The organism is Streptomyces sp. R44, assembly GCF_041053105.1.
Classification (GTDB): domain Bacteria; phylum Actinomycetota; class Actinomycetes; order Streptomycetales; family Streptomycetaceae; genus Streptomyces.
The window spans coordinates 4,678,788-4,703,099 of sequence record NZ_CP163444.1; the positions used below are offsets into that span (position 1 = coordinate 4,678,788).

At 72.0% G+C, this 24,312-nt stretch carries 26 protein-coding genes; 17 read left to right on the top strand and 9 right to left on the bottom strand.

What is annotated here, in order from left to right; genetic code table 11:
• Positions 1-96 precede the first annotated feature (96 nt).
• On the bottom strand, positions 97-1,146 hold the full coding sequence (locus tag AB5J54_RS21770) for a C40 family peptidase (RefSeq protein WP_369145572.1): 1,050 nt from the start codon (positions 1,144-1,146) through the stop codon (positions 97-99).
• A gap of 270 nt (positions 1,147-1,416) precedes the next feature.
• Positions 1,417-2,217 carry a class I SAM-dependent methyltransferase gene (locus tag AB5J54_RS21775; RefSeq protein ID WP_369145573.1) on the bottom strand — a complete coding sequence of 267 codons (801 nt, stop codon included), beginning with the start codon at positions 2,215-2,217 and terminating at the stop codon, positions 1,417-1,419.
• 189 nt (positions 2,218-2,406) lie between these two features.
• Here AB5J54_RS21775 and mshA point away from each other — a divergent pair, with 189 nt between their 5' ends.
• Together mshA and AB5J54_RS21785 are read left to right on the top strand one after the other, a co-directional pair.
• A complete protein-coding gene (mshA, locus tag AB5J54_RS21780; RefSeq protein WP_369145574.1) occupies positions 2,407-3,774 on the top strand; it encodes a D-inositol-3-phosphate glycosyltransferase in 1,368 nt (455 codons plus the stop codon).
• The gene (locus tag AB5J54_RS21785) at positions 3,767-4,267 is read left to right on the top strand and encodes a YbjN domain-containing protein (protein WP_369145575.1); all 501 of its coding nucleotides are present in this window, start codon (positions 3,767-3,769) and stop codon (positions 4,265-4,267) included. The genes mshA and AB5J54_RS21785 overlap by 8 nt, the downstream gene beginning before the upstream one ends.
• Here AB5J54_RS21785 and AB5J54_RS21790 read toward each other — a convergent pair.
• On the bottom strand, positions 4,236-5,264 hold the full coding sequence (locus tag AB5J54_RS21790) for an AraC family transcriptional regulator (protein WP_369145576.1): 1,029 nt from the start codon (positions 5,262-5,264) through the stop codon (positions 4,236-4,238). The two genes, AB5J54_RS21785 and AB5J54_RS21790, sit on opposite strands and share 32 nt — an antisense overlap.
• A gap of 98 nt (positions 5,265-5,362) precedes the next feature.
• On the opposite strand from AB5J54_RS21790, the gene AB5J54_RS21795 reads away from it, so the two are divergent.
• Positions 5,363-6,277: an MBL fold metallo-hydrolase gene (locus AB5J54_RS21795; protein WP_369145577.1), complete on the top strand. Its 915-nt coding sequence runs from the start codon at positions 5,363-5,365 to the stop codon at positions 6,275-6,277.
• Between the two features lies 1 nt (position 6,278).
• Here the strand turns inward: AB5J54_RS21795 and AB5J54_RS21800 are convergent, their stop codons facing one another.
• Complete coding sequence (locus tag AB5J54_RS21800; RefSeq protein WP_369145578.1) at positions 6,279-7,568, bottom strand: MDR family MFS transporter; 1,290 nt, start codon at positions 7,566-7,568, stop codon at positions 6,279-6,281.
• A 126-nt stretch (positions 7,569-7,694) separates the two neighbouring features.
• Here AB5J54_RS21800 and AB5J54_RS21805 point away from each other — a divergent pair, with 126 nt between their 5' ends.
• The 5 genes from AB5J54_RS21805 to AB5J54_RS21825 all read left to right on the top strand — a co-directional run bounded on the left by AB5J54_RS21805 (position 7,695) and on the right by AB5J54_RS21825 (position 11,500).
• Positions 7,695-8,456 (top strand): phosphoglyceromutase, encoded by a 762-nt coding sequence (locus tag AB5J54_RS21805; RefSeq protein ID WP_369145579.1) that lies wholly within the window; start codon positions 7,695-7,697, stop codon positions 8,454-8,456.
• A 551-nt stretch (positions 8,457-9,007) separates the two neighbouring features.
• Entirely contained in the window at positions 9,008-9,853 is an 846-nt protein-coding gene (locus AB5J54_RS21810) for a MerR family transcriptional regulator (RefSeq protein ID WP_369145580.1), read from the top strand.
• 38 nt (positions 9,854-9,891) lie between these two features.
• Positions 9,892-10,206: an immunity 53 family protein gene (locus AB5J54_RS21815; protein WP_369145581.1), complete on the top strand. Its 315-nt coding sequence runs from the start codon at positions 9,892-9,894 to the stop codon at positions 10,204-10,206.
• Between the two features lie 160 nt (positions 10,207-10,366).
• The gene (locus AB5J54_RS21820) at positions 10,367-11,023 is read left to right on the top strand and encodes a hypothetical protein (RefSeq protein WP_369145582.1); all 657 of its coding nucleotides are present in this window, start codon (positions 10,367-10,369) and stop codon (positions 11,021-11,023) included.
• Between the two features lie 123 nt (positions 11,024-11,146).
• Positions 11,147-11,500 (top strand): hypothetical protein, encoded by a 354-nt coding sequence (locus AB5J54_RS21825; protein WP_369149420.1) that lies wholly within the window; start codon positions 11,147-11,149, stop codon positions 11,498-11,500.
• A gap of 18 nt (positions 11,501-11,518) precedes the next feature.
• Here AB5J54_RS21825 and AB5J54_RS21830 read toward each other — a convergent pair whose 3' ends face one another.
• Positions 11,519-12,064, bottom strand: a complete 546-nt coding sequence (locus tag AB5J54_RS21830) for a hypothetical protein (RefSeq protein WP_369145583.1) — start codon at positions 12,062-12,064, stop codon at positions 11,519-11,521.
• Positions 12,065-12,131: 67 nt separating this feature from the next.
• On the opposite strand from AB5J54_RS21830, the gene AB5J54_RS21835 reads away from it, so the two are divergent.
• On the top strand, positions 12,132-12,599 hold the full coding sequence (locus AB5J54_RS21835) for a GNAT family N-acetyltransferase (protein WP_369145584.1): 468 nt from the start codon (positions 12,132-12,134) through the stop codon (positions 12,597-12,599).
• A gap of 54 nt (positions 12,600-12,653) precedes the next feature.
• On the opposite strand, the gene AB5J54_RS21840 is transcribed toward AB5J54_RS21835, so the two are convergent.
• A complete protein-coding gene (locus AB5J54_RS21840; RefSeq protein ID WP_177181680.1) occupies positions 12,654-12,806 on the bottom strand; it encodes a hypothetical protein in 153 nt (50 codons plus the stop codon).
• A 90-nt stretch (positions 12,807-12,896) separates the two neighbouring features.
• Positions 12,897-13,577: a phosphate signaling complex protein PhoU gene (phoU, locus tag AB5J54_RS21845; protein WP_366038849.1), complete on the bottom strand. Its 681-nt coding sequence runs from the start codon at positions 13,575-13,577 to the stop codon at positions 12,897-12,899.
• Between the two features lie 264 nt (positions 13,578-13,841).
• Between phoU and AB5J54_RS21850 the strand changes: the two genes are divergently transcribed.
• Positions 13,842-15,071, top strand: a complete 1,230-nt coding sequence (locus AB5J54_RS21850) for a sensor histidine kinase (protein ID WP_369145585.1) — start codon at positions 13,842-13,844, stop codon at positions 15,069-15,071.
• The gene (locus AB5J54_RS21855; protein WP_017242433.1) at positions 15,068-15,748 is read left to right on the top strand and encodes a response regulator transcription factor; all 681 of its coding nucleotides are present in this window, start codon (positions 15,068-15,070) and stop codon (positions 15,746-15,748) included. Before AB5J54_RS21850 ends, AB5J54_RS21855 begins: the two co-directional genes overlap by 4 nt.
• A gap of 272 nt (positions 15,749-16,020) precedes the next feature.
• Here AB5J54_RS21855 and AB5J54_RS21860 read toward each other — a convergent pair whose 3' ends face one another.
• Positions 16,021-16,677 carry a DUF461 domain-containing protein gene (locus AB5J54_RS21860; protein WP_369145586.1) on the bottom strand — a complete coding sequence of 219 codons (657 nt, stop codon included), beginning with the start codon at positions 16,675-16,677 and terminating at the stop codon, positions 16,021-16,023.
• A 641-nt stretch (positions 16,678-17,318) separates the two neighbouring features.
• Between AB5J54_RS21860 and AB5J54_RS21865 the strand changes: the two genes are divergently transcribed.
• The 6 genes from AB5J54_RS21865 (at position 17,319) to AB5J54_RS21890 (ending at position 23,506) form a co-directional block, all read left to right on the top strand.
• Positions 17,319-17,801, top strand: a complete 483-nt coding sequence (locus tag AB5J54_RS21865) for a CarD family transcriptional regulator (protein WP_003953493.1) — start codon at positions 17,319-17,321, stop codon at positions 17,799-17,801.
• 312 nt (positions 17,802-18,113) lie between these two features.
• Positions 18,114-18,863 carry a 2-C-methyl-D-erythritol 4-phosphate cytidylyltransferase gene (ispD, locus tag AB5J54_RS21870; RefSeq protein WP_369145587.1) on the top strand — a complete coding sequence of 250 codons (750 nt, stop codon included), beginning with the start codon at positions 18,114-18,116 and terminating at the stop codon, positions 18,861-18,863.
• On the top strand, positions 18,853-19,368 hold the full coding sequence (gene ispF, locus AB5J54_RS21875) for a 2-C-methyl-D-erythritol 2,4-cyclodiphosphate synthase (protein ID WP_369145588.1): 516 nt from the start codon (positions 18,853-18,855) through the stop codon (positions 19,366-19,368). The genes ispD and ispF overlap by 11 nt, the downstream gene beginning before the upstream one ends.
• 64 nt (positions 19,369-19,432) lie before the next feature.
• Complete coding sequence (gene cysS / locus AB5J54_RS21880; RefSeq protein ID WP_369145589.1) at positions 19,433-20,833, top strand: cysteine--tRNA ligase; 1,401 nt, start codon at positions 19,433-19,435, stop codon at positions 20,831-20,833.
• A 79-nt stretch (positions 20,834-20,912) separates the two neighbouring features.
• Entirely contained in the window at positions 20,913-21,872 is a 960-nt protein-coding gene (rlmB, locus tag AB5J54_RS21885; protein ID WP_369145590.1) for a 23S rRNA (guanosine(2251)-2'-O)-methyltransferase RlmB, read from the top strand.
• Between the two features lie 95 nt (positions 21,873-21,967).
• Entirely contained in the window at positions 21,968-23,506 is a 1,539-nt protein-coding gene (locus AB5J54_RS21890) for a DoxX family membrane protein (RefSeq protein WP_369145591.1), read from the top strand.
• Between the two features lie 64 nt (positions 23,507-23,570).
• Here the strand turns inward: AB5J54_RS21890 and AB5J54_RS21895 are convergent, their stop codons facing one another.
• The gene (locus tag AB5J54_RS21895) at positions 23,571-24,287 is read right to left on the bottom strand and encodes an NDP-sugar synthase (protein WP_369145592.1); all 717 of its coding nucleotides are present in this window, start codon (positions 24,285-24,287) and stop codon (positions 23,571-23,573) included.
• Positions 24,288-24,312 lie beyond the last annotated feature (25 nt).

Below are 24,312 nucleotides of genomic sequence, written 5' to 3' on the forward strand. Positions count from 1 at the left end.
TCGTGTCACGAAGGGCTGGACCACGCCCCCTCGCGTCACCGAGGTCTCGTGTCACGGAGGGCGGACGACGCCCGTCGCGTCGCCGAGGCCCTCGTGTCACGAAGGGCGGACCACGCCCAGGATCTCCATCGAGCCCGCGCCCGCGAGGGTCACGTTCCGTCCCGGCCGCGGCGCGTGCACGATCATGCCGTTCCCGACGTACATGCCGATGTGGCTCGCGTCCTGGAAGTAGACGATCAGGTCGCCGGGCCGCATGTCCTTGATGTCCACGTGCGGCAGGAGCCGCCACTGCTCCTGCGAGGTGCGCGGGATTCCCCGGCCGGCCGCGCCCCAGGCGCTCTGGGTCAGTCCGGAGCAGTCGTACGAGCCCGGTCCCTCCGCGCCCCAGACGTACGGCTTGCCGATCTGGGCCGTCGCGAACTCGACCGCCCTCTTGCCCTCCGCGGTCGCGCCCGCCTGGAGGCCGTCGAGGACGCCGGTGCCGAGCCAGGTCGTCTGGGCCCGGAGCTGGGCCTGCTCCTCCAGGCGCCGCAGCCGCTCGCGCTCCTCGGCGGCGAGCTCGGACTCCAGCTTCTTCGCGGCGTCGATCTTTTCGTTGATCTCCTTCTTCGCCTTGGCCTGCTTGACGCGGATGGCCTCCAGCTTGGTCCAGTTGGTGCTGGCGTCCTTGGCGTACGTGTCCAACTCGGCCTGGGTGCGGGTCATCTCGCCCAGGAGGTCGGTGGTGGCCTTGGCGCCGGACTTGAGCCGCCCGGCGGCGTCGAGGAAGAGCTGCGGGTCGTTCGTGAGGACGAGCTGCGCGCCGTCCGGGAGTCCGCCGTTGCGGTACTGGGCGCGGGCCTGGGCGCCGGCCTTGGACTTGAGGTCCTCGATCTTCTCGCGGCCCTCCACGATCATGCGGGCGAGCCGGACGATCTCGGCGGACTGCTCCTTGGTCTTCTCCTCGGCGAGGTTGTACGCGTCGGTGGCGACGGCCGCCTTCCGGTAGAGGTCGTCGATCTCCTTGCGCACCTCCTCCAGGCTCTTCTTCGGCGGCGGAGGGGGGAGCGGCGCGGCGGAGGCCTGGAGGGTCAGCGCGGGGGAGGCCAGCACGGTCAGGGCGCAGATCACGGTGATCGCGGCAGTGGCGTGGCGGCGTCGGTTCACGAGCTCCCCCTCGAGTGACCCAAATCTGATTTACCGTCAGTAACTTGGTGGTGACCTTGGCGATAGTGCCATGCGAAACCGGAAAACGACAGGGGAAACCAGGGCTTGTCGGGCCGGTTCCCCCCACGGGGGACGAGTGATACGCCTGTGGCGTTCCCTCTGCACGGGAAATTCAGGGGGAGTTAGGGAAACCGGGGGAAAACCCGGGCCGACACCACGTCAGGTCCGGTACGCCATCAGGACCGGCGCCCCGTCAGGACCGGCACCCCGTCAGGTCCTCGGTGCCAGTGCCTCCCACCGCACCGTCACCTCGCCCTGGCGCCAGCGGCGCGGGCCGTCCGTCAGCGGCCAGTCCGCCGCCAGGTCGCGGACGGAGCGGATCCACCGCTGCCGGGCGCCGAGCGAGGCGTACGGGGCGGCCGCCGCCCACGCCCGGTCGAAGTCCCGCAGGAAGGCGTGCACCGGTTCGCCCGGCACGTTCCGGTGGATCAGCGCCTTCGGCAGCCGTTCCGCGAGGTCCGAGGGCCGGTCGAGCGAGCCGAGCCGGGTCGCGAAGGTCACCGTGCGCGGCCCGGCCGCGTCGAGCGCCACCCACACGTGCCGGCGCCCGATCTCGTCGCAGGTGCCCTCCACGAGCAGCCCGCCGGGCGCGAGCCGGCCGCAGAGCCGCGCCCAGACGGCCGCGACCTGGTCCTCGTCGTACTGGCGCAGCACGTTCGCGGCCCGGATCAGGGCGACCCGGCCGGGGACCGGCACCTCGAAGCCGCCGTGCAGGAAGGCGAGGCCCTCGTGAGCGGCCTCGTACGGCTTCGCGGCCTCGACGCGGGCGGGCTCGATCTCGATCCCGTACAGCAGGGTGCGGGGGTCGGCGGTGCGGAGCCGGGCCAGGAGCTCGACGGCGGTCCAGGGGGCGGCCCCGTACCCGAGGTCGACGGCGAGCGGCGGCTCGGGGGAGCGGCGCAGGGCCGGGCCGTGGACGGCGGCGATCCAGCGGTCCATGCGGCGCAGCCGGTTCGGGTTGGTGGTCCCGCGGGTCGGGGTGCCGACGGGGCGGGTGGTGCGCGGGGCCATGTCATGAGCGTAAGGGGTGCCTCTCCGACCGGTGGCCCCGGCAACGAATTGGCAAAGCAGCGGGGCCGGCGGAAATGAAAGGGGCGATTCCGGTGTTGTGGCCGCTGGAGGACGTAACCCGCCCTCCAGCAGTCATGCCCGACGAGCTCAGCCGCCCAGCTCAGCCCCCCGAGCGGAAGGACCGCCGACGTGAGCCAGTACGTGTCCCGGTTCGCCGGTACCCGGCACCGGCACCCGGCGCCGGCCAGGCTCCGGCTCCCCGGCCGGCACCGCACCCCCCGGCGCGTGGCCATGCTCAGCGTCCACACCTCGCCGCTGCACCAGCCCGGCACGGGTGACGCGGGCGGGATGAACGTCTACATCGTCGAGCTGGCGAAACGACTCGCCGCCATCGACATCGAGGTGGAGATCTTCACCCGGGCCACCACCGGCGGTCTCCCGCCGGTGGTCGAGCTGACCCCGGGCGTGCTCGTACGCCATGTGGACGCGGGCCCGTACGAGGGTCTGGCGAAGGAGGAGCTGCCGGCGCAGCTCTGCGCCTTCACGCACGGCGTGATGCAGGCCTGGGCGGGCCATCGGCCCGGCCACTACGACCTCGTCCACTCCCACTACTGGCTCTCCGGACACGTCGGCTGGCTGGCCGCCGAGCGCTGGGGCGTCCCGCTCGTGCACGCCATGCACACCATGGCGAAGGTCAAGAACGCGGCGCTGGCCGAGGGCGACACGCCAGAGCCCGCGGCCCGGGTGATCGGCGAGACGCAGATCGTCGCGGCCGCCGACCGGCTGATCGCGAACACGGCCGAGGAGGCCGACGAGCTGGCCCGCTTCTACGAGGCGGACCCGGGCAAGATCGCGGTGGTGCACCCGGGTGTGAACCTGGACCACTTCCGCCCCGCCGACGGCCGCGCGGCGGCCCGCGCCCGCCTCGGCCTGCCGCAGGACGCGTTCATACCGGTCTTCGCGGGCCGGATACAGCCGCTGAAGGCCCCGGACATCCTGCTCAGCGCCGCGGCGCGGCTCCTGGAGCAGGACCCCTCGCTGCGCGGCCGGATGGTCGTCCCGGTGGTCGGCGGCCCGAGCGGCAGCGGCCTGGCCAAGCCGGAGCAGCTGCAGAAGCTGGCGGCCCGGCTCGGGATCGCGGACATCGTGCGCTTCCACCCGCCGGTGGGCCAGGACAGGCTGGCCGACTGGTTCCGTGCCGCGTCGGTCCTCGTCATGCCCTCGTACAGCGAGTCCTTCGGCCTGGTCGCGATCGAGGCGCAGGCGGCGGGCACGCCGGTCGTCGCGGCGGCGGTCGGCGGGCTGCCCGTGGCCGTACGGGACGAGGTGACCGGTTTCCTCGTGCAGGGGCACGACCCGGGGGACTACGCGCGGGCGCTCGGCCGGTTCGTGGCGGACCCGTCGCTGTCGGCGCGGATGGGCGAGGCGGCGGCGCTGCACGCGGGTTCCTTCGGCTGGGACACGGCGGCCTCGGGCACGGCGGACGTGTACACGGCCGCCATGCACGACCACCGGCTGCGGGAGAACCGCCGTCGCGTACGCTCGCACCATGGCTGAGACCGAGGTCGTCCGGCGGATCGTCGAGGACACGTTCAAGGACGCGGAGCTGGACTGGGAGTCCCCGGAGCCCGGCTCGTACGTCGTGAAGCTCCCGGGCACGCGGAAGCTGTTCACCACCCTGTCGCTGCGGGTGGGCCGCCACTCGGTCTCCCTCAACGCCTTCGTCATCCGACACCCGGACGAGAACGAGGCGGGGGTCCACCGCTGGCTCCTCGAACGCAACCTCAAGCTGTACGGGGTGAGTTACGCGGTCGACGCCCTCGGCGACGTCTACCTCGCCGGCAAGCTCCCGCTGGCCGCGGTCACCCCGGAGGAGCTGGACCGGCTGCTCGGCTCGGTCCTGGAGGCGGCGGACGGCGACTTCAACACCCTCCTGGAGCTGGGCTTCGCGTCGGCGATCCGCCGGGAGTACGAGTGGCGGGTCTCGCGCGGCGAGTCGACCCGGAACCTGGACGCCTTCAAGAACCTGACACAGAAGCCGACGCGCTGACCCCTTCCCGCGAGGGCCCCCTGCTGCCCTGTCCGTCCCGCGAAGCTGTACGAGGCCCAGCGGGCGCTCGGTCGGGAGTGACGGTGGTGCTCCGGTAGCGGCCCGGCGTCGTGCCGAACTCGCGGCGGAAGGCGTGGGAGAGGGCGTACGGGGAGGCGTAGCCGACGTGGCGGGCGACGGTCGCCAGGGGGGCTTCGGTGTCACGGAGCAGGGCGGCGGCGCGGGTCAGCCGCCACCAGGTGAGGTACGCCATCGGGGGCCGGCCCACCAGGGTGGTGAAGCGGCGGGCCAGGGTCGGGCGGGAGACGCCCGCCTCGGCCGCGAGCCGGTCGACGGTCCAGGGCGCGGCCGGGTCGGAGTGCAGGGCGCGCAGCGCGGCGGCGGCCACCGGGTCGCCCAGGGCCGCCGGCCACGTTCCGGTCGTGCTCCCGGCCGCCATCCAGGACCGGATCATGTAGACGAACAGCAGGTCGAGCAGGCTGGGGAGCGCCAGGGAGGCGCCGGGGCGCCGTGCGTCCAGCTCGCCCTCCAGGAGGCCGATGGCGGCCCGGAGTTCGGGATGGGCGCCCTCGCCGGCCGGCAGGTGGACGAGCGGAGGGAGTTCGGCGAGCAGCGGGTGCGCGTGGCGGTGGTCGAGGCGGTACTTGCCGCACAGCAGCTCGACCTCGCGCGCGCGTGGGGCCGGTCGGGGCGGGCGCGGGAGGCTTCCGTCGGCCCAGCGGTCGAAGGGCACGGCCCCCGCCACGGTCTCCGCGTCGGCGGGCGCGTCGGCGATGACGTGCCCGGTGCCGTGCGGGAGCAGCACCGCGTCGCCCGTACCGAGCGCGACCGGTTCGCCGCCGTCGGGCAGCAGCCAGCAGCTGCCCCTGAGGACGATGTGGAAGCCGGCCCCTTCGTACGGGGCGAGCCGCGCGCACCAGCGTCCTCCGACCCTGACCCGGTCGGAGGACGGCCGCCCGACCCGTACGGCCGAGATCGCGTCGCTCACCACGTCCATGGCGGGGAGCGTACCGCCGTCGCCGTGAGCCTTTCGCGTATCCGGAAGAGCAGTTCGGGCATTGAGAGGCTCAACTCCCCGTCCCTACTGTCGATCGCATGACGAACGAGAGCGCACAGAGCATCGTCCTGGGGGACGTCGAGATCATCCGGGTCGTCGAGTGGCAGGGCCCGTTCGCGCCTGCCGCCACCCTCGTACCGGACGCCGGGGCAGAGGTGTGGAAGGACAACGAGGAGTGGCTGGCGCCGGACCACTGGGCGCCGGACGGCGACAGCGCGGTGATGGCGCTGCAGACCTGGGTGCTGCGCAGCGGCGGGCGGACCGTCCTGGTCGACACCGGCGTCGGCGACGGGCGGGAGCGGCCCCACTCGCCGCACTTCCACCGGCGGCAGGACGGTCTTCTCGGCCGTCTCGAGCGGGCGGGCATCCGGCCCGGGGACGTCGACGTCGTCGTGAACACCCATCTGCACGCGGACCACGTCGGCTGGAACACGTATGACGCGGGAGGGGAGTGGGCGCCGGCCTTCCCGAACGCCCGGTACCTCCTCCCGGCCGCCGACGACTTCCACTTCGGGCCGGAGAACGCGTACGGCGGCGGCCTCCGGGAGGAGGACCGGCTGATCTACGAGGACAGCGTGGCGCCCGTGCACCGCGCGGGGCTCGTGACGCTCTGGGACGGCTCGTACCGCATCGACGAGAACCTCGTCCTGGAGTCCGCGCCCGGCCACACGCCCGGATCCGCCGTGCTGCGGCTCGCCTCCGGGACGGACAGGGCGGTCTTCGTCGGCGACCTCCTGCACAGCCCTGTGCAGATCCTCGACCCGGCGCGCGCCAGCTGCTTCTGCCTGGACGCGGCCGGGGCGGCGGCCAGTCGCCGCCGGATCCTCGAACGGGCCGCCGACGCGCGGGAACTGGTCGTCCCCGCGCACTTCGGCGGGGCGGGCGCCGCCGAAGTGCGCAGGGACGGGACGGGGTTCGCCGTGACCGGGTGGGCGGCCTACGGGAGGGGGTGAGTCACGCGCCGACGGCGGAGGACTCGGAGTTCTCGGTGCGGGCGGCGGTGGGGGCGTCGACTCCGGCCGCGTCCGTCTCCTCGGAGAGGGCCTTGCGCAGGCGGGTGAAGTAGCCGACGGCCGCCACGACGCCGATCGCGGTCGTCACCGCCCACAGCACGTCCGGTCCCGGCCCGCCGACGATCGCGCCGGCGCCGATCGGGGCGACGAAACCGGCGACGGCCCAGGACATGCCCATCACGCCCTGGTAGCGGCCCCGGGCGTGCTCGGGGGCGAGGCGGGCGGTGGCGGCGGCGTTCGTCGGGACGTGGATCATCTCGCCGACCGTCCAGACGACCACGGTCGCGGCGAAGGCCACGGGGGAGCCGGCGAGGGCGGTGGCGCCGGTGCCGAGGGCGAAGAGGAGCGCGGAGAGGGTCAGCAGGAGGACGGGGGAGCGCTTGTCGGTCAGCTTGTTGACGAGCAGCTGGAAGCCGACGATCACGATGCCGTTGACGGCGATGACGACGCCGTACGAGGAGGGGGAGAGGCCCTGGTTCGCCATGGTGAGCGGCAGGCCGATCCAGGGGGCGGTGAAGACGAGGCAGACGAGCAGGTTGAGCAGGACGAGGGTGCGGAAGGGCGCGTCGCGGAGCACGGTCAGCATGCTGACCTTCTCCTCGGCGACCGGCTCGCCCTGCTTGTCGACGGCGGCCTCGGGACGGGTCTCGGGGAGCCGGAGGAAGACGATGACGGCGCACAGCGTGGTGGCGACGGCGTCGACGACGAAGAGGGTGCGGTAGCCGAGGAAGGCCGCGGCGCCGCCGGCGATGGAGGCGACGGCGAAGCCGAGGTTGAGGGCCCAGTAGTTGAGGGCGTACGCCCGGCGCACGTCGTGGGCGGGGACCATGTCGGCGATGGTCGCGTTGATGGAGGGGCGGACGGCCTGCATGGCGACGCCCATGAGGAGGACGACGGCGGCGATGGCCCAGGCGCTGGTGACGACGGCGAGGGCGGCGGCGCAGGCGGCGGCCGCGAGGTGCATGGTGACCATGGTGGGGCGGCGGCCCCAGCGGTCGGTGAGGGCGCCGCCGAGCGGCGATCCCGCCACGCCCCCCAGTCCGTGGAGAGCGACGACGAGTCCGGCGAACCAGGCGGAGTGCCCGAGCTCCACGGTCAGGTAGAGGGAGAGGAAGGTCAGGACGAAGGCGCCGGTCCGGTTGACCAGGGTGGACAGCCACAGCCACCAGAAACCCGGGGGGAGGCCGGAGACCGTCTCGCGGGCTGATCGTCTGAGCGAATCGATGGACATGTGTGGCGGCCCCCCTGTGGTGCGTAAGCCCTGCTTCCGGCTCTCGTAACTTACGCATCTCATACGTCGGACGCCAGCGAATTGACGACGCGCGTCAATCGTCAGCGGTCGATTAGGCTCGTACGCATGGCCGACGCACCGTACAAGCTGATCCTCCTCCGCCACGGCGAGAGCGAGTGGAACGAGAAGAATCTGTTCACCGGATGGGTGGACGTGAACCTCACCGCCAAGGGCGAGAAGGAGGCGACGCGCGGCGGCGAGCTGCTCAAGGACGCCGGCCTCCTGCCCGACGTGCTGCACACCTCCCTCCAGAAGCGCGCGATCCGCACCGCGCAGCTCGCCCTTGAGGCCGCCGACCGCCACTGGATCCCGGTCAGCCGCTCGTGGCGCCTGAACGAGCGCCACTACGGCGCCCTCCAGGGCAAGGACAAGGCGCAGACCCTCGCCGAGTTCGGCGAGGAGCAGTTCATGCTGTGGCGCCGCTCGTACGACACCCCGCCGCCGGCGCTCTCGGACGACAGCGAGTACTCGCAGGCCCACGACGCCCGCTACCAGACGATCCCGCCGGAGCTGCGCCCGCAGACCGAGTGCCTCAAGGACGTCGTCGAGCGGATGCTCCCGTACTGGTACGACAACATCGTCCCGGACCTCCTCGCCGGCCGCACGGTCCTGATCGCCGCCCACGGCAACAGCCTCCGCGCCCTGGTGAAGCACCTGGACGGCATCTCGGACGCCGACATCGCGGGCCTGAACATCCCGACGGGCATCCCGCTCTCCTACGAGCTGGACGAGAACTTCAAGCCCCTCAACCCGGGCGGCACCTACCTCGACCCGGACGCCGCGGCGGCGGCCATCGAGGCCGTGAAGAACCAGGGCAAGAAGAAGTAAGAAAAGCGATCATGCCCCCGACCTGCGCTGACGGCGCAGATCGGGGGCATTTTCACGCTCCGGGCATGGGATTCCGCGTGCGTCGGGCTCCGCTGCTCGAAGCAGGACGCCGCCATTGGTGGAGCGGTCTCGCTGCTGCATCTGGTGCTCCATGCGCGCACAGGTCTCGTCGGGTTCCACGCCGACATGGCCGTCCAGGGCTTCGGCGGACACTGGCAGTCTGCGTCCGAGGCGCGCCGAGCGGAACTGGAGGAGCTCTACTCCGGGTTGCTGACCAGTACCGCGGCGATCGGTGCGCTGCCCGCGGGCCCGTCGTGGGAGTGCTGGCGTCCTGGCCGTGCCGAAGGCCGGCTGATCGGCGGGGTGATCAATCGGACGCGCGGCAGCGGACGCTGTCGCTGCTCGACCCGACGGCAGGTCCGCACGCGATGACTGGACCGGCCGGCTGAGCACCGCGGATCAGTGAGCCGACGGCCCCGGCAGCACCCCAGAAGGCGTCAGCCCAGGACGGGCTTGACTCTCGGGTGACGCGAGACGGCACAGTCAAGGCCGTGGACAGGAGAAACCTGCTGCCGATCGGGCAGTTCTCGCAGGCCAGCGGCCTCTCGATCACCGCGCTTCGGCACTACGACGCCAGTGGCGTGCTGGTGCCGGCGTTCGTCGATCCGGTGAGCGGCTACCGGTACTTCCGGCGTGACCAGGTGCGTACGGCGCAGTCGATCAGGGCGCTGCGGCAGCTGGACATCCCGGTCGAGGAGGTGCGCCGGCTGCTCGGGGGCGGCGAGGAGGGGCTCGCCGCCGCACTGCAGGCGCATCTGCGGGCGGCCGAGCGGCGGCTGGAGGGACAGCGCTCCGTGGTCCACAGCCTGTTGAGCCGACTGACCGAAGGAGCAGAGATGACCCACCGCGTCACCGTCCGCCAGGGCGCCGCCGAACGGATCCTCGTCCGCGGGGCGACCCTGGACAACTCCGGGCTCGACGCCTTCCTCCGCGTCGCCTACCAGGAGATGTACGAGGTCGCCGGCCGCGGCCCGCTCACCTTCACCGGGCCTGCCTTCGTCCGGTTCCACGGGGTGTGCGACGACGAGAACGAGACGCTCGTCGAGGCGTGCCTGCCGTTCTGGGAGGACGGCGCGCAGCCCGCGGAGCTGCCCGAGGGCATGACCGTGCGCGAGCTGCCCGAGAGCATCCTCGCCTGCACGGAGGTCGAGGGCGCGGCCGCCGCGTTCCCGCAGATCCTCGGCGCGTACGACGCCGTCGCCGACTGGATCACCGGGCACGGCTTCGCCTTCGCGGGCCCGGTCCGGATGGTCTACCGCCGGTGGACCGGGACACCGGACCACCCGGGCAACCGCCTGGAGATCGCCTGGCCGATCGACGAGCCTGCCGACGGCTAGCGCTGACGGCTTCGTACAGCCTCGTAGGATCAGCGGCCGTGACGGACACAGACGGAGAACTCCGCTGGCTGCAGCAGTGGTACGAAGCCCAGTGCGACGGCGACTGGGAGCACGAGTGGGGCGTGCGGATCGCGACGCTCGACAACCCGGGCTGGACAGTGGACATCGATCTCGAAGAGACGCCGCTGGCCGGACGGCCCTACGCGCGGGCCGACTTCCGGCGCGGCGACTCCGACTGGGTGATGACGAAGGTGTCGGACGACGTCTTCCAGGCGTCGTGCGGTCCGCGCAACCTGGGGGAAGTGCTGCGTCTGTTCCGGGAGTGGGCCACCTCCGTGGGCCGGGAGCTTTAGCGCGGTCGGTCTTCGTCGTTGTTGTGCCGTGGGTGTTCTGGGGGCGTACCAGGTGTGTGACATCGGGGGGCTCGGCGCTGTCGCGGGGCGTGGGGCGTTGCTACCTTCCCGGCAGGGGTGCGGCCGATGGGTGGCCGCCCGTGTGGAGGGGGCTTCCCGCATGAACGTCGACCGTCTCAGACCCGCTGTCCTCGCGCTCGCCGCCGGCGCGCTGGCCGGGGTGCTCACCGGGTGCCAGAAGGGTGGGTCCGCTGCCGCGCCGACCGCGCCCGCGCCCGCCGCCACGACCACCGCCGCACCCGCTTCGCCCGCCGGGACGACCGCCCCGCCGGCCGCCCCTCCGGCCGTCACCCCGACCGTCGCTCCCGCCGTGAAGAAGCCCGTCGTCGCCAAGCCCCCGGCCCCCAAGACCTCCGCGCCCGCGACGGCCACGCCCAAGGCCGCGGACTGCGTCGACTCGCCTCCCGGGCCCGACGACGTCGACCCCGACGAGTTCGCCCTCTACCGGATCGAGGAGCTCGACCCCAGCACCGGGAAGGTGAACCTCGTCGTCCAGCGCGGGGCCTGGGGGTGCGCCCCCAAGGACTCCGACGGCGCTCCGTTCGTCGGGACCGGCGAGGAGAGCCGCTGGGCGCTCGACCAGGCCGCGTACGTCACCGCCACCAACCCGATCGTCACCAGCACCGAGAACCAGCGGATCGGTGTGCAGGAGCTGATCGACTGGGTCAAGGCCCACCCGGACTCCGGGCTCGTCTTCCGGTTCCAGGTCGGGGACGACGGGGCGATTCACCAGCTGGAAGAGGTCTTCACCCCGTAACGGGCCCTCTCCGCCGGACGGGTGAGGGCGAAACCTTCCGGCTGCCGTGCGCCGCTTGGGGGACGGGGGAGCGGGTTAGGGGTGGGGATGACCTTGGTCGTCTCCCTCGAAACGAGAACCTTCGTGCGTCTCCGCCACTCCCTCGCCGCCGTCTGCGGCGCACTCGCCCTCACCGCCACCCTGGCCTCCCCCGCCCACGCCGCCACCGGCGACTTCCACTACCGGTTCGTCGGGATCAGCGGCGAACCGCAGACGGGCACGCTGGAGGACCCGGCCAGCGGGGAGTGCCTCACGATCCCCGAGGCCGCCGACCCGAGCGCCTCCGAGCCCGCCTTCGCGCCGCACAACGACACGGACGAGAAGGCGATCGTCTTCACCGGGCCCGACTGCTCCGGCGACACCTGGATCCTCCGCCCGCACGGCCGTCCGGCCACCGACCGGCTGAAGCTGCGCTCGGTGGTGTTCTTCCGGCCGTAGCGGGTTCGGCGGGCTTCCTCAGAACCCCTCGCACGCGTGCGCGCGGAAGTCCGCCACCGTCGTCGTACGGACCTTGTCGTCGTCGGTGTACGCGACCTGGTCCGGCCGCAGCTTCTTCAGGTCCGCCAGGGTGAAGGAGTGGTGCAGCGTCGACCAGGAGTTGTCCCGGGTCGCCCCGTGGAGGGTGTAGAGCCGGCCCTCCTTCAGGGCGTGCGGGGGCTCGTCCGGCGTCCAGAAGTTCGTGGCGGTGTCGAAGCCCGGCGGGATGGTCAGCGGCCAGCTCGTGAAGCCGCGGACGGGCACCGCAGAGGTCCAGGAGTCCGTGTACTCCGGTTCCTCCGTGTCCGCCGTGGCCTCCGCGGCCGGGTCCGTGACCGGCTCGTCCGGGTACAGCACCGCCGCGTCCACCTGGTCGTGGCACATCAGGATCACGCCCAGCGGTTCCCCCTCCGCCGTCACCGTGACGCCGGTGAAGCCCGCGACCGGGACCGTGCAGCCGGTGAGGGGGGAGAGGGCGGAGAGGACGACGGCGGTCAGGAGGGTGCGGCGAGTCCAGGGCTTCATGGGCGTCATCCTCGTCCGGTCCGATAATCACCGGTGGGCATGACGGTGAATCGTTACCGTCCTTCGTATGAGCACGTCACTCCGCCTGGAGCCCGTCACCCCCGCCACCATCGACGCCGCCCTCGAACTGCGCGTCCACCCCCATCAGGAGCGCAACGTCGCACCCGTCGTGCGCTCCCTCGCCGAGGCGTACGCCTTCGGGGAGAACGCCTGGCCCCGGCTGATCTTCGACGGTGACGAGCTCGTCGGGTTCCTGATGGCCTTCCTCGACATTCCCTGGAACGAGGAGAAGGACCCCGGTGACCGGCGCAGCGGTCTCTGGCGGCTCAACATCGCCGCCTCCGGACAGGGCAAGGGGTACGGGCGCTTCGCCGTCCAAGCCGTCCGCGACGAGCTCCGCCGGCGCGGCGAGCAGCGGTTCTACGTGACCTGGGAGCCCGGCGAGGACGGTCCCGGCGCCTTCTACGACAAGCTGGGATTCCGTACCACCGGAGAGCTCAGCGGTGACCAGGTCGTCGGTGTGCTCGAGATATAGCGTCCCCCACATATAGAGGGGGGGCGCGTGTACACGCGCCCCCCCTTTCGCCGGTCAGCCCGAGCAGCCCCCGCACTGGCAGGGGGAGCCCGACTGGCAGCCGCATCCGCAGCCCGAGCCGCAGCCGCAGGCGCCGAGCACGGGCAGGAACACCGCTTCCCGCGGCGCCTCCGTACCGGATTCCGTCGTCATGGGGGATTCGGCCATGGGGTCCCTCCCTTTCGAGGCGCGCTTCGCCTCCCCCCATTGCATGCCCACAACGACCGGCGCATCAACGGCGCATCGGCGCCCGTGCGCCTACGCGCCTTCCACCGGCGCGTCCGCGGCCTGCAGCTCGTCGGCGTGCTCACCCGTCACCAGGTACACGACGCGCTTCGCCACCGACACCGCGTGGTCCGCGAACCGCTCGTAGTACCGGCCGAGCAGCGTCACGTCCACGGCCGTCTCGATGCCGTGCTTCCACCGGTCGTCCATCAGGTGCTGGAAGAGCGTCCGGTGCAGCAGGTCCATCTCGTCGTCGTCCTGCTCCAGCTGGAGCGCCAGGTCGACGTCCTTGGTGATGATGACCTCCGCCGCCTTCGCCATCAGGCGCTGCGCCAGCTGCCCCATCTCCAGGATGGTGGCGTGCAGGTCCCGGGGCACCGCCGTGGCCGGGAACCGCAGCCGCGCGAGCTTCGCCACGTGCTGCGCCAGGTCGCCGGAGCGCTCCAGGTCGGCGCTCATCCGCAGCGAGGTCACCACGATCCGCAGGTCCGTCGCCACCGGCTGCTGCCGGGCGAGCAGCGCTATCGCCCGCGCCTCCAGATCGTGCTGGAGGTCGTCGACCTTCTGGTCCGCCGCGATCACGCTCTCCGCGAGCTTGAGATCCGCGTCGAGCATCGCCGTCGTGGCGCGCCCGATCGCCGACCCGACGAGCCGGGCCATCTCGACCAGGCCTTCGCCGATCGAGTCCAGTTCCTCGTGGTACGCGTCCCGCATGGATGTCCCTCTCTACGCAAAGCTCCGGGGTCCGGGTGGGGCTCGGACCCCCACGCTCCCACGTTCGGCCCCCTGTGCGTCCGATTCCACCCCCTGAAATGAACCGGCACTTTCCCCTAGGTGAACTCTGGGCGACTCCCGCCACCCCGGCCGTCAGGGCAAATGAACCACCCGCATCTCCACGGTGAACTCTGGGCGACGACTGTTCGAGCAGCCACTCGGACGGCTGGGAGAGTGTCCGCGACCCCGCATAACCTTGGAGGCATGGACGTGAACGCGGCGGTCGCCGCATTGGCAGCGATCGCCGGCGTGTGCACCGGCGTGATCGCCATGCTGGCGTTCCGCTGGAGCGAGCGCGACCAGGCGCGACCGACCCGTACGTCGCTGCACACCGACGCCGTGCTCCCGCCCGGCGTCGACACCGTGCTGTCCGTGCTGCGCTCCTCCGCGGTCGTTCTCGACGAGAGCGACTCCGTGGTGAAGGCCAGCTCGGCGGCGTACGCGCTCGGCCTGGTCCGCGGCGGCAAGCTGGCCGTCGAACCCATGCTCAACATGGCCCGTGACACCCGCCGCGACGGGGAGATACGGCAGGTGGAGCTGGACCTGGCCCGGCGCGGCACCGGACGCGGCGAGGCCCTCGCCGTCTCCGCCCGGGTCGCCCCGCTGGGCTCGCGGCTGGTGCTGCTCCTGGTCGAGGACCTCACCGAGGCCCGCCGTATCGAAGCGGTACGGCGCGACTTCGTCGCCAACGTGAGCCATGAGCTCAAGACTCCCGTCGGCGCGCTCTCCCTGCTCTCCGAGGCGGTCATGGACGCCTCGGACGACCCCGAGGCGGTCACCCGCTTCGCCGGCCGGATGCAGATCGAGGCGACCCGCCTCACCAACCTCGTACAGGAGCTCATCGACCTCTCCCGGGTGCAGAACGACGACCCGCTGGAGGACTCCGAGCCGGTGTCCGTGGACGAGCTCGTCGCCGAGGCGATCGACCGCTCCCGGCAGCCCGCCTCCACCAAGCAGATCACCATGGTCTCCGGCGGCGCCGCCGACCTGTACGTATGGGGCAGCCGGGGCCAGCTCGCCGCGGCCCTCGGCAACCTCGTCGAGAACGCCGTCAACTACTCACCGGCCCGTACCCGGGTGGGCATCGCCGCCCGTCGTGTCGCCGCGCCCGCCGGCGACGTGATCGAGATAGCCGTGACCGACCAGGGCATCGGCATCCCCGACAAGGACAAGGAGCGCGTCTTCGAGCGCTTCTACCGCGTCGACCCCGCCCGCTCCCGTGCCACCGGCGGCACGGGGCTCGGCCTGGCCATCGTCAAGCACGTGGCCGCCTCGCACGGCGGGGAGGTCACCGTCTGGAGCACGGAGGGTCAGGGCTCCACCTTCACCCTGCGGCTGCCCGAGGCGGGCGCCGTACGGGACCGCCGGCCCGCCTCGTCCTCCACCCCCGATCTCATGACCGAACCGCTTACCGCCCCGGAGGTCCTTCCGTGACCCGAGTGCTCGTCGTCGAGGATGAGGAATCCTTCAGCGACGCCCTGTCGTACATGCTCCGCAAGGAGGGCTTCGAGGTCGCCGTCGCGGCGACCGGGCCCGACGGCCTCGACGAGTTCGAGCGCAACGGAGCCGACCTCGTCCTCCTCGACCTGATGCTTCCGGGTCTGCCCGGTACCGAGGTCTGCCGCCAGCTGCGCGGCCGCTCGAACGTCCCGGTGATCATGGTGACCGCCAAGGACAGCGAGATCGACAAGGTCGTCGGCCTGGAGATAGGAGCCGACGACTACGTGACCAAGCCCTTCTCCTCGCGGGAGCTGGTCGCCCGCATCCGCGCGGTGCTGCGCCGCCGCGGCGAGCCGGAGGAGGTCACCCCGGCGGCCCTGGAGGCCGGCCCGGTCCGCATGGACGTCGACCGCCACGTGGTCACGGTCTCCGGCGGCAAGGTCGACCTGCCGCTGAAGGAGTTCGACCTCCTGGAGATGCTGCTGCGCAACGCGGGCCGTGTGCTCACCCGTATGCAGCTCATCGACCGGGTCTGGGGCGCGGACTACGTCGGCGACACCAAGACCCTCGACGTCCACGTGAAGCGCCTCCGCGCCAAGATCGAGCCCGACCCCGGTGCGCCGAGGTACCTGGTGACGGTGCGGGGCCTGGGGTACAAGTTCGAGCCGTAGAACCCGGCCCGGCCCGACGAGGCCGGACGGAGTCCGGCGCAGCGTCCCGAAGCCCGCGAGGCCCCCTGGGGCCTCGCGGTGCGAGGGGCGCGTCCGGGATGGGGTTCGAGCCCGACCCCGGTGCGCCGAGGTACCTGGTGACGGTGCGCGGCCTCGGCTACAAGTTCGAGCCGTAAACGCCGGTCGTACGCCAGCCGGTCGTACGCCAGCCGGTCGTACGCGGAAGGGGCGCCCCCTGGTGGGGGCGCCCCTTCGGCGTACGACTGCTTCCGTCAGTGACCGGCGGCCGTCGTCGGCTCGCCCGACGCCGGGGTCTCCGTGCCGTGCTCGGCGCCGTGGGAGGCCTCAGCCGACGGGGACGCCGTGCCCGACGGGGACGCCGTGCTGCTCGGCTCGGCCGGCGGGGCCGCCGGGACGATCGTGGGGCCGAAGTCCTTGAAGTAGCTCTTCGACGGGACGACGAAGGCGCTCAGGCTCACGTCACCGGTCCTGCTCAGCTTGAAGACGAGCTTCTGCGAGTCGCCGTCACGGGCGGCCTCGGAGCCGTTCTCGATCATGGCGGAGGCGTTGCCCTCGCCGCCGATGACGACAGAGCCGTGGGCCGGGACGACGATCGGGCCGTCGCCCTCGGCCGCCTTCAGCTTCACGACGGAGGCCGTGCCGGGCAGGCGGATCGCGTCGACGGTCTGCGGCAGGCTGCCGTTGTTGAAGACGGTGGCCGAGACGGCGGCCGGGCCCTTGGTGCCGGGCAGCGGCTGGGTGATGACCAGCGCGTTCTGGATCTTGACGTCGTCGACCGTGACGGCGGCGTTGTCCGGCCGGACCTCGAGGGTCTGCGCGTCGTTGCCCGCACCACAGGCGGAGAGCGCGGCGACGGAGAACACGATGGCGGTGGCGGCGAGGGCGCCGCGTCGAAGGCTGCGGCTCACGGCGGCGGCATCTCCTAGGACGTACGGACGGGCGTGGGAACTAAGGGACAGCTAAAGGTGTGTCAGCGCGCTTAGGTTACCGAGCCTCACTCCGCGTCCCGCACCCGACCCGCCCCTAACCGGTCACAGCCGCCCCAGGTGGCCTGCGGTGCCGGCCCTCGCGTCGCCCGTCGCGCACTCCTCGGTTGTCACCCCGCGTGGCCGGATCACGACCCATTGACCTGTTGTTCACATAACCGCCTTGATCAATTCGGCGGCGGCTCCGCATTCCCCCGAGCCGGCCCTCCGGAAAATCCCCCACCGGTGTCGGTTGATGTCCACTGATCAATTTCGGGAATCATCCCGGGATGCATCCGTACGGGTGGCCGATCCTCGAACGGAGTAGGGGAAGAAGCCCGCTCCGAACCAGACAAAACGGGGCATCGCCCCTCCCTCGGGGGCCTCCGGGCATGTGTAACGTGCGCGTTTCTCTCCGTCCACGCAGCCGCTCCGACCTGCGAATACCGCCTTCCGGAAGCCCTCCGCAGCACGTTCGTGTCACCGTTGTCAAGCCCCGAGATATGCCCTGACCTGCGAAAACGCCATTCAGAAGAAGCCGAATCCGTGTTACCCTGGATAGCCACGGAAGGGGTACCTGTCACATGACGTTCAAGGTTGGCGACACCGTGGTCTATCCCCATCACGGGGCCGCGCTGATCGAGGCCATCGAAACTCGCCAGATCAAAGGCGTGGACAAGACCTACTTGGTGCTCAAGGTCGCGCAGGGCGACCTGACGGTTCGTGTGCCGGCGGACAATGCGGAGTTCGTCGGTGTTCGCGATGTGGTCGGTCAGGACGGGCTGGACCGGGTCTTCGAGGTGCTGCGCGCGCCGTACGCCGAAGAGCCGACGAACTGGTCCCGTCGCTACAAGGCGAATCTCGAGAAGCTCGCCTCCGGCGATGTCATCAAGGTCGCCGAAGTGGTGCGCGACCTGTGGCGTCGTGAGCGCGAGCGCGGACTCTCCGCAGGTGAGAAGCGCATGCTCGCCAAGGCTCGGCAGATCCTGGTCAGCGAGCTGGCCCTCGCGGAGAACACGAACGAGGACAAGGCCGAGGCGCTCCTCGACGAGGTCCTCGCGTCCTGAGCCGCGTTCCCAAGTGAAGCAGTGAAGCGATGCCGCGGTGCCCGCTGGCGTGCTGTGATCCACACAGTGCTGCCGTCGGGCGCTGCGGCATGTTCGCGTGCGTCGCCTGTTCGCGTACGTTTGCGGAGCGTACGCGTCACCGCACCACTGAAGTAGCCCGCACCCCCTGAACTTCTCAACGCCCGAACCCCTGTGCCCACGCGGCCACGCCTCGACCGTCGTCACGGAAAGGGCCCGGTCAAGGCGGTGCGTCCGGCACGGTGAGGCCATACCCATGTCGGCCGCGGAAACAAACCTGCCGGAGTGCAACCGATGTCAGACGAAGTGCGTCCCAGTCGTACCGCCGTGGTGATCCCGGCCGCAGGGCGGGGCGTGCGCCTCGGCCCGGGCGCCCCCAAGGCGCTCCGCGCGCTGAACGGCACCCCCATGCTCATCCACGCCGTCCGCGCGATGGCCGCCTCCCGCGCGGTCTCGCTCGTCGTCGTGGTCGCGCCCAGCGACGGCGCCGCCGAGGTCAAGAACCTCCTCGACGCCCACGCCCTGCCCGAGCGGACCGACTACCTCGTCGTCCCCGGCGGCGACACCCGCCAGGAGTCCGTGCACCTCGGCCTCAAGGCGCTCCCCGAGGGCGTCAGCACCGTCCTCGTCCACGACGCGGCCCGCCCGCTGGTCCCCGTCGAGACCGTGGACGCCGTCATCGAGGCCGTACGGGACGGGGCCGTCGCCGTCGTCCCCGCGCTGCCCGTCGCCGACACCGTCAAGGAGGTCGAGCCGGCCGAGAGGCCCGGCGACCCCGAGCAGGTCGTCGCCACCCCGATCCGCGCCCGCCTCCGCGCCGTCCAGACCCCGCAGGGCTTCGACCACGACACCCTGGTCAACGCCCACGCCACCGTCGCCCTCACCGGCGAGGGCGCCACCGACGACGCCGGCATGGTCGAGAAGCTCGGCGCGCCCGTCGTCGTCGTGCCCGGCCACGAAGAGGCCTTCAAGGTGACCCGTCCCCTCGACCTCGTCCTCGCCGAGGCCGTACTCGCCCGCAGGAGGGCCAACGATGGCTTCTGAGCTCCCCCTGATCCCCCGTACCGGCATCGGCACGGACGTCCACGCCTTCGAGAGGGGCCGCGAGCTCTGGTGCGCCGGTCTCCTCTGGGAAGGCCCCGACAGTGACGGGTACGGGCTCGCCGGGCACTCCGACGGTGACGTCGCCGCCCACGCCGCCTGCGACGCGCTCTTCTCCGCCGCCGGCATCGGCGACCTCGGCGCCCACTTCGGCACCTCGCGCCCCGAGTGGTCCGGCGCCTCCGGCGTCACGCTGCTCGCCGAGGCCGCCCGGATCGTCCGCGCCGAGGGCTACGAGATCGGGAACATCGCCGTGCAGGTCGTCGGCGTCCGCCCCAAGATCGGCAAGCGGCGCGAGGAGGCGCAGAAGGCGCTGAGCGAGGCGGCGGGCGCCCCCGTCTCCGTCTCCGGCACCACCACGGACGGACTCGGCCTCACCGGCCGCGCCGAGGGCCTCGCCGCCCTCGCGACCGCCCTCGTCTACCCCGTACCGAACCGACAGCCGTGAAAAACGTGCCCTGCCGCCGGGAATCGGTCGCAGGGCACTACCACACGCCCACTACCCTGGAGTGGTGACTATTCGCCTGTACGACACCAGCGCCCGGCAGATCCGTGACTTCACCCCGCTCACGCCGGGCGCCGTCTCGATCTACCTCTGTGGTGCCACCGTGCAGGCGGCCCCGCACATCGGCCACATCCGGTCGGGGCTGAACTTCGACATCATGCGCCGCTGGTTCGCGTACCGCGGCTACGACGTCACGTTCATCCGCAACGTCACCGACATCGACGACAAGATCATCAGGAAGGGCGCCGAGCAGGGCCGCCCCTGGTGGTCCATCGGCTACGAGAACGAGCGCGCGTTCAACGACGGCTACCACGCCCTCGGTTGCCTGCCGCCCACCTACGAGCCCCGCGCCACCGGTCACGTCCCCGAGATGATCGAGATGATGCAGGGGCTCATCGAGCGCGGCCACGCCTACGAGGCGGACGGCAGCGTCTACTTCGACGTGCGCTCCTTCCCCGGGTACCTGGAGCTGTCGAACCAGGACATCGACGACCTCCGCCAGCCCTCCGAGGAGGGCATCACCGGCAAGCGCGACCCGCGTGACTTCGCCATGTGGAAGGCGACCAAGCCGGGCGAGCCCGACTGGGAGACCCCGTGGGGCCGCGGCCGTCCCGGCTGGCACCTGGAGTGCTCGGCGATGGCCCACAAGTACCTGGGCTCCGCCTTCGACATCCACGGCGGCGGCCTCGACCTGATCTTCCCGCACCACGAGAACGAGATCGCCCAGGCCAAGGCCTTCGGCGACGCGTTCGCGCAGTACTGGGTGCACAACGCCTGGGTCACCATGAGCGGCGAGAAGATGTCCAAGTCGCTCGGCAACAGCGTGCTGGTGTCCGAGATGGTGAAGAACTGGCGCCCCATCGTCCTGCGCTACTACCTGGGCACCCCGCACTACCGCTCGATGATCGAGTACAGCGAGGAGTCCCTGCGCGAGGCCGAGTCGGCCTTCGCCCGCATCGAGGGCTTCGTCCAGCGCGCCACCGAGAAGGCCGGGACGACCATCGCCCCCGCCGCCGAGGTGCCGCCGGCCTTCGCCGAGGCCATGGACGACGACCTGGGCGTGCCGCACGCGCTGGCGATCATCCACACCACCGTCCGCCAGGGCAACAGCGCCCTCGCCGCGGACGACAAGGACGAGGCCATCGCCCGCCTCGCCGAGGTCCGCGCCATGCTCGGCGTCCTCGGCCTCGACCCGCTCGACCCGCACTGGGCCGAGGAGGCCGGTGGCGGCGAGGAGCTCCACGGCGTCGTCGACACCCTCGTACGCCTCGTGCTCCAGCAGCGCGAGTCGGCGCGCGAGCGCAAGGACTGGGCGACCGCGGACGCGATCCGCGACCAACTGGCCCAGTCCGGCCTCGCCATCGAGGACAGCCCCGACGGCCCCCGCTGGACGCTGGGCAACCGTTAGAAGACGTGCCGCTCGGGACTCCGGGCGGCACACTTCAGTTACAGACTTCGTACGTCAGCAGAGGAAACAGGTAGTAGTCATGGCCGGGAACAGCCAGCGCAGGAACCGTCGCACGTCCAACAAGAAGGGTGCGACGGTCGGCAGCGGTGGCCAGCGGCGCAAGGGCCTCGAAGGCAAGGGCCCGACCCCCAAGGCCGAGGACCGCAAGGGTCACAAGGCGTTCCGCGTCTCCAACGCGATCGCCCGGCAGGCGGCCAAGCGCCGCCCCGCGCCCCGCCGCGGCGGCCCCAAGGGCGCCAACGAGATGGTCGTCGGCCGCAACCCGGTCTTCGAGGCGCTGCGTGACGGCGTGCCCGCCACGACGCTGTACGTGCAGCAGTTCATCGACAACGACGAGCGGGTGCGCGAGGCCCTCCAGCTCGCCGGCGCGCGCGGCAACATCAACCTGATGGAAGCCCCGCGCCCCGAGCTCGACCGCATGACCAACGGGCTGAACCACCAGGGTCTGGTCCTCGTCGTCCCGCCGTACGAGTACGCGCACCCCGAGGACCTCACCGCCGCCGCCTACGACGACGGCGAGGAGCCGCTGATCGTCGCCCTCGACGGCGTCACCGACCCGCGCAACCTCGGCGCGATCGTCCGCTCCGTCTCCGCCTTCGCGGGCCACGGCGTGGTCATCCCCGAGCGCCGCGCCGCCGGCATGACCGCCGGCGCCTGGAAGACCTCGGCCGGCACCGCCGCCCGCACCCCGGTCGCCCGCGTCACCAACCTGACCCGCGCCCTGCAGGAGTACAAGAAGGCCGGCATCGCGGTCGTCGGCCTCGCCGCCGAGGGCACGCACGAGGTGCAGGACCTGGAGGCGCTCGGCGGCCCGGTCGTCATCGTCGTCGGCTCCGAGGGCAAGGGCCTCTCCCGGCTCGTCGGCGAGACCTGCGACTACCTGGTCCGCATCCCGATGCCGGGCGGCGCCGAGTCGCTCAACGCCGGTGTCGCCGCCGGTGTCGTGCTCTACGAGGCGGCCCGCCGCCGCATGCGCTGACCCGAACGAGGGAACCGCCCCGGCCGTGATCTTGACGGGCCTCGGACATTTGGCAACCGTCAAGGCAGTGTCCTAACCGCACATCACTCGGTTAGATGAGTGTGGACACCAGAACGCCCCGGCCGGGGTTCGACGATCAGCCCGCGCTGAGCATGGTCAAGGTGGATTCCGATCCCGCCCAGGTGATCGTGAACCACGCCAGCTTCCGTGTGCGGCTCGCGCCGGCCCCGCAGCCGAAGTTCGCGGCCCGCACCGCCGCTCTGTCCGGAGTGGGCGCGGGCGGCCCGCGCCGTCGCCCCGTCGTGTGGACCGGAAAGTCCGCGCCGGGCGCGACCGGCCTGCTGCAGGCCGTGCGCGAGTCGTCCGTCTCCACGCTCGAACCCGTCGGACACGGCGGGCACGGAGTCGGCGACACCCAGGCCATCCCGCGCCTCGACACCACCATGCCCACCCCGGTGGTGCCCGCCGAGGCCGCGCCCCTGCTGCCGCCGATGCGCCGCGCCGAGGGCGCCTACGACGAGGTGTACGACCTCGGGCCCGAGCCCACCGAGCCGTACGCGCACGACGCACCGGGCGCCCGGGCCGCGCAGCGCCACGGCCAGGACAACGTCCGGCACGCCTACTACCCCGGCCGCCGGATGAACCTCGGCGTCGTCCTGCTCCCGCTCCGGGTCTTCCTCGGCTTCATCTCCATCTACGCGGGCATGGGCAAGCTCTGCGACCCCGTCTACTTCGACGGCGGCGAGCGCGGCTCGATGGTGAAGTGGCTCAACTCCCTGCACCCCTGGGCCCTCGCCGAACCGCTGCGCGACTTCGCCCTCCAGCACCCCGTCGGCGCCGGACTCACCGTCGCCTTCCTCCAGGTCGTCGTCGGCGTCCTCACGGTCCTCGGCCTCTGGCAGCGCGTCGCCGCCGTCGTCGGCGCCCTGCTCTCCGCCGCCCTCATCCTGACCGTCAGCTGGAAGACCGTCCCGGTCTACGACTCCGCCGACATCATCTACCTGGCCGCCTGGTCCCCGCTGATCATCGCCGGCGCCCCCGTCTACTCCCTCGACGGCCGCCTCGCCGGCGAGGCCTGGCGGACCCTCGGCCCCCGCGCCGAACTCTGGGACCTCCGCCGCCGCGTCACCCGCCGCAGCACCCTCCTCGCCGCCGTCGTCGTCGGCCTCACCCTCCTCGTCGGCTCCGTCCTCGGCGGCGCCGTCCGCTCCACCGAGATGGTCACCGTCCCGGGCCCCAACGACGACCCGATCAACCACCTGCCCGGCCAGCCGCTCCCGCAGGAGCCGACCCGCCGGGCGCCCTCGAAGGCCGCGTCCACGGCGCCCGAGCCGGCCGCGACCACCGAGGCCCCGGCGCGGAGCGAGGAGACCGAGGAGGCCACCCGGCCCACCGAGACGACCCGCCAGTCCACCCGGACCCAGGAGCAGCGGCCGACCGCCACGCAGGGCACGGGCACCGGCGGCCGTACGCCCACGCAGTCGAAGCCGGCGCCCCCGCCGTCCACGAGCGACAGCCCGGGTACCAGCGGCGGCACGTCGAGCGGCGGCTCGACCGGCTCCACCAGCACCCCGTCCGAGAGCGGTTCGACGTCGGGCGGCGCGCACAACCCGATCGGCGGCCTGCTGGGCTGACGCGGGGAAGGGCGAGGGCGGCACCGCATCCGTGCGGTGCCGCCCTTTCGCGTACCGGCTGCCGTCAGGACTTCTGGGCGGCCAGTTCCTTGGCGGCCTCCGTGAGGTCCTTGGCGGTGTCGATGGCCCTCCAGTAGGCGCCCTGGGGCAGCGGGAAGCCCGCCAGGCGCCGCTCGCGGGCGAGGCGGGGGAAGGTGGTGCGCTCGTGGTCGCCGAGGTCGGGGAGGAGCTCGGTGAAGGCCGCGGCGAAGACGTACACGCCGGCGTTGATGAGGAACGGCGACGGCGGCGCCTCGATGAAGTCGGTGACGTTCCCGAAGGTGTCCGTCTCGACGGCGCCCCACGGGATCCGGGGGCGGGCCAGGGCGAGCGTCGCGAGGGCGTCGCGCTCGGCGTGGAAGGCGGCCATCTCGCGCAGCGAGAAGCGGGTCCAGATGTCGCCGTTGGTGGCGTACCAGGGCTGGTCCGGGGCGGGCAGGTGCGCGGCGGCGTACTTGAGCCCGCCGCCGCGGCCGAGGGGCTCTGTCTCGACGACCGTCGTCACCTTCAGCGGCAGATCCGCGGTGGCCAGCCAGTCCTGGAGCACCTCGGCGAGGTGGCCGCAGGAGACGACGGCGTCGGTGACGCCCTCGGAGGCCAGCCAGGACAGCTGATGGCCGATGATCGGGGTCCCGGTGCCCGGGATCTCGACCATCGGCTTGGGGCGGTCGTCGGTGTACGGGCGGAGCCGTGTGCCCTGGCCGCCCGCCAGGACCACGGCCTGCGTCGGAGAGGTGTGCATACGGGGAACGATAGGCGCCCCGTAT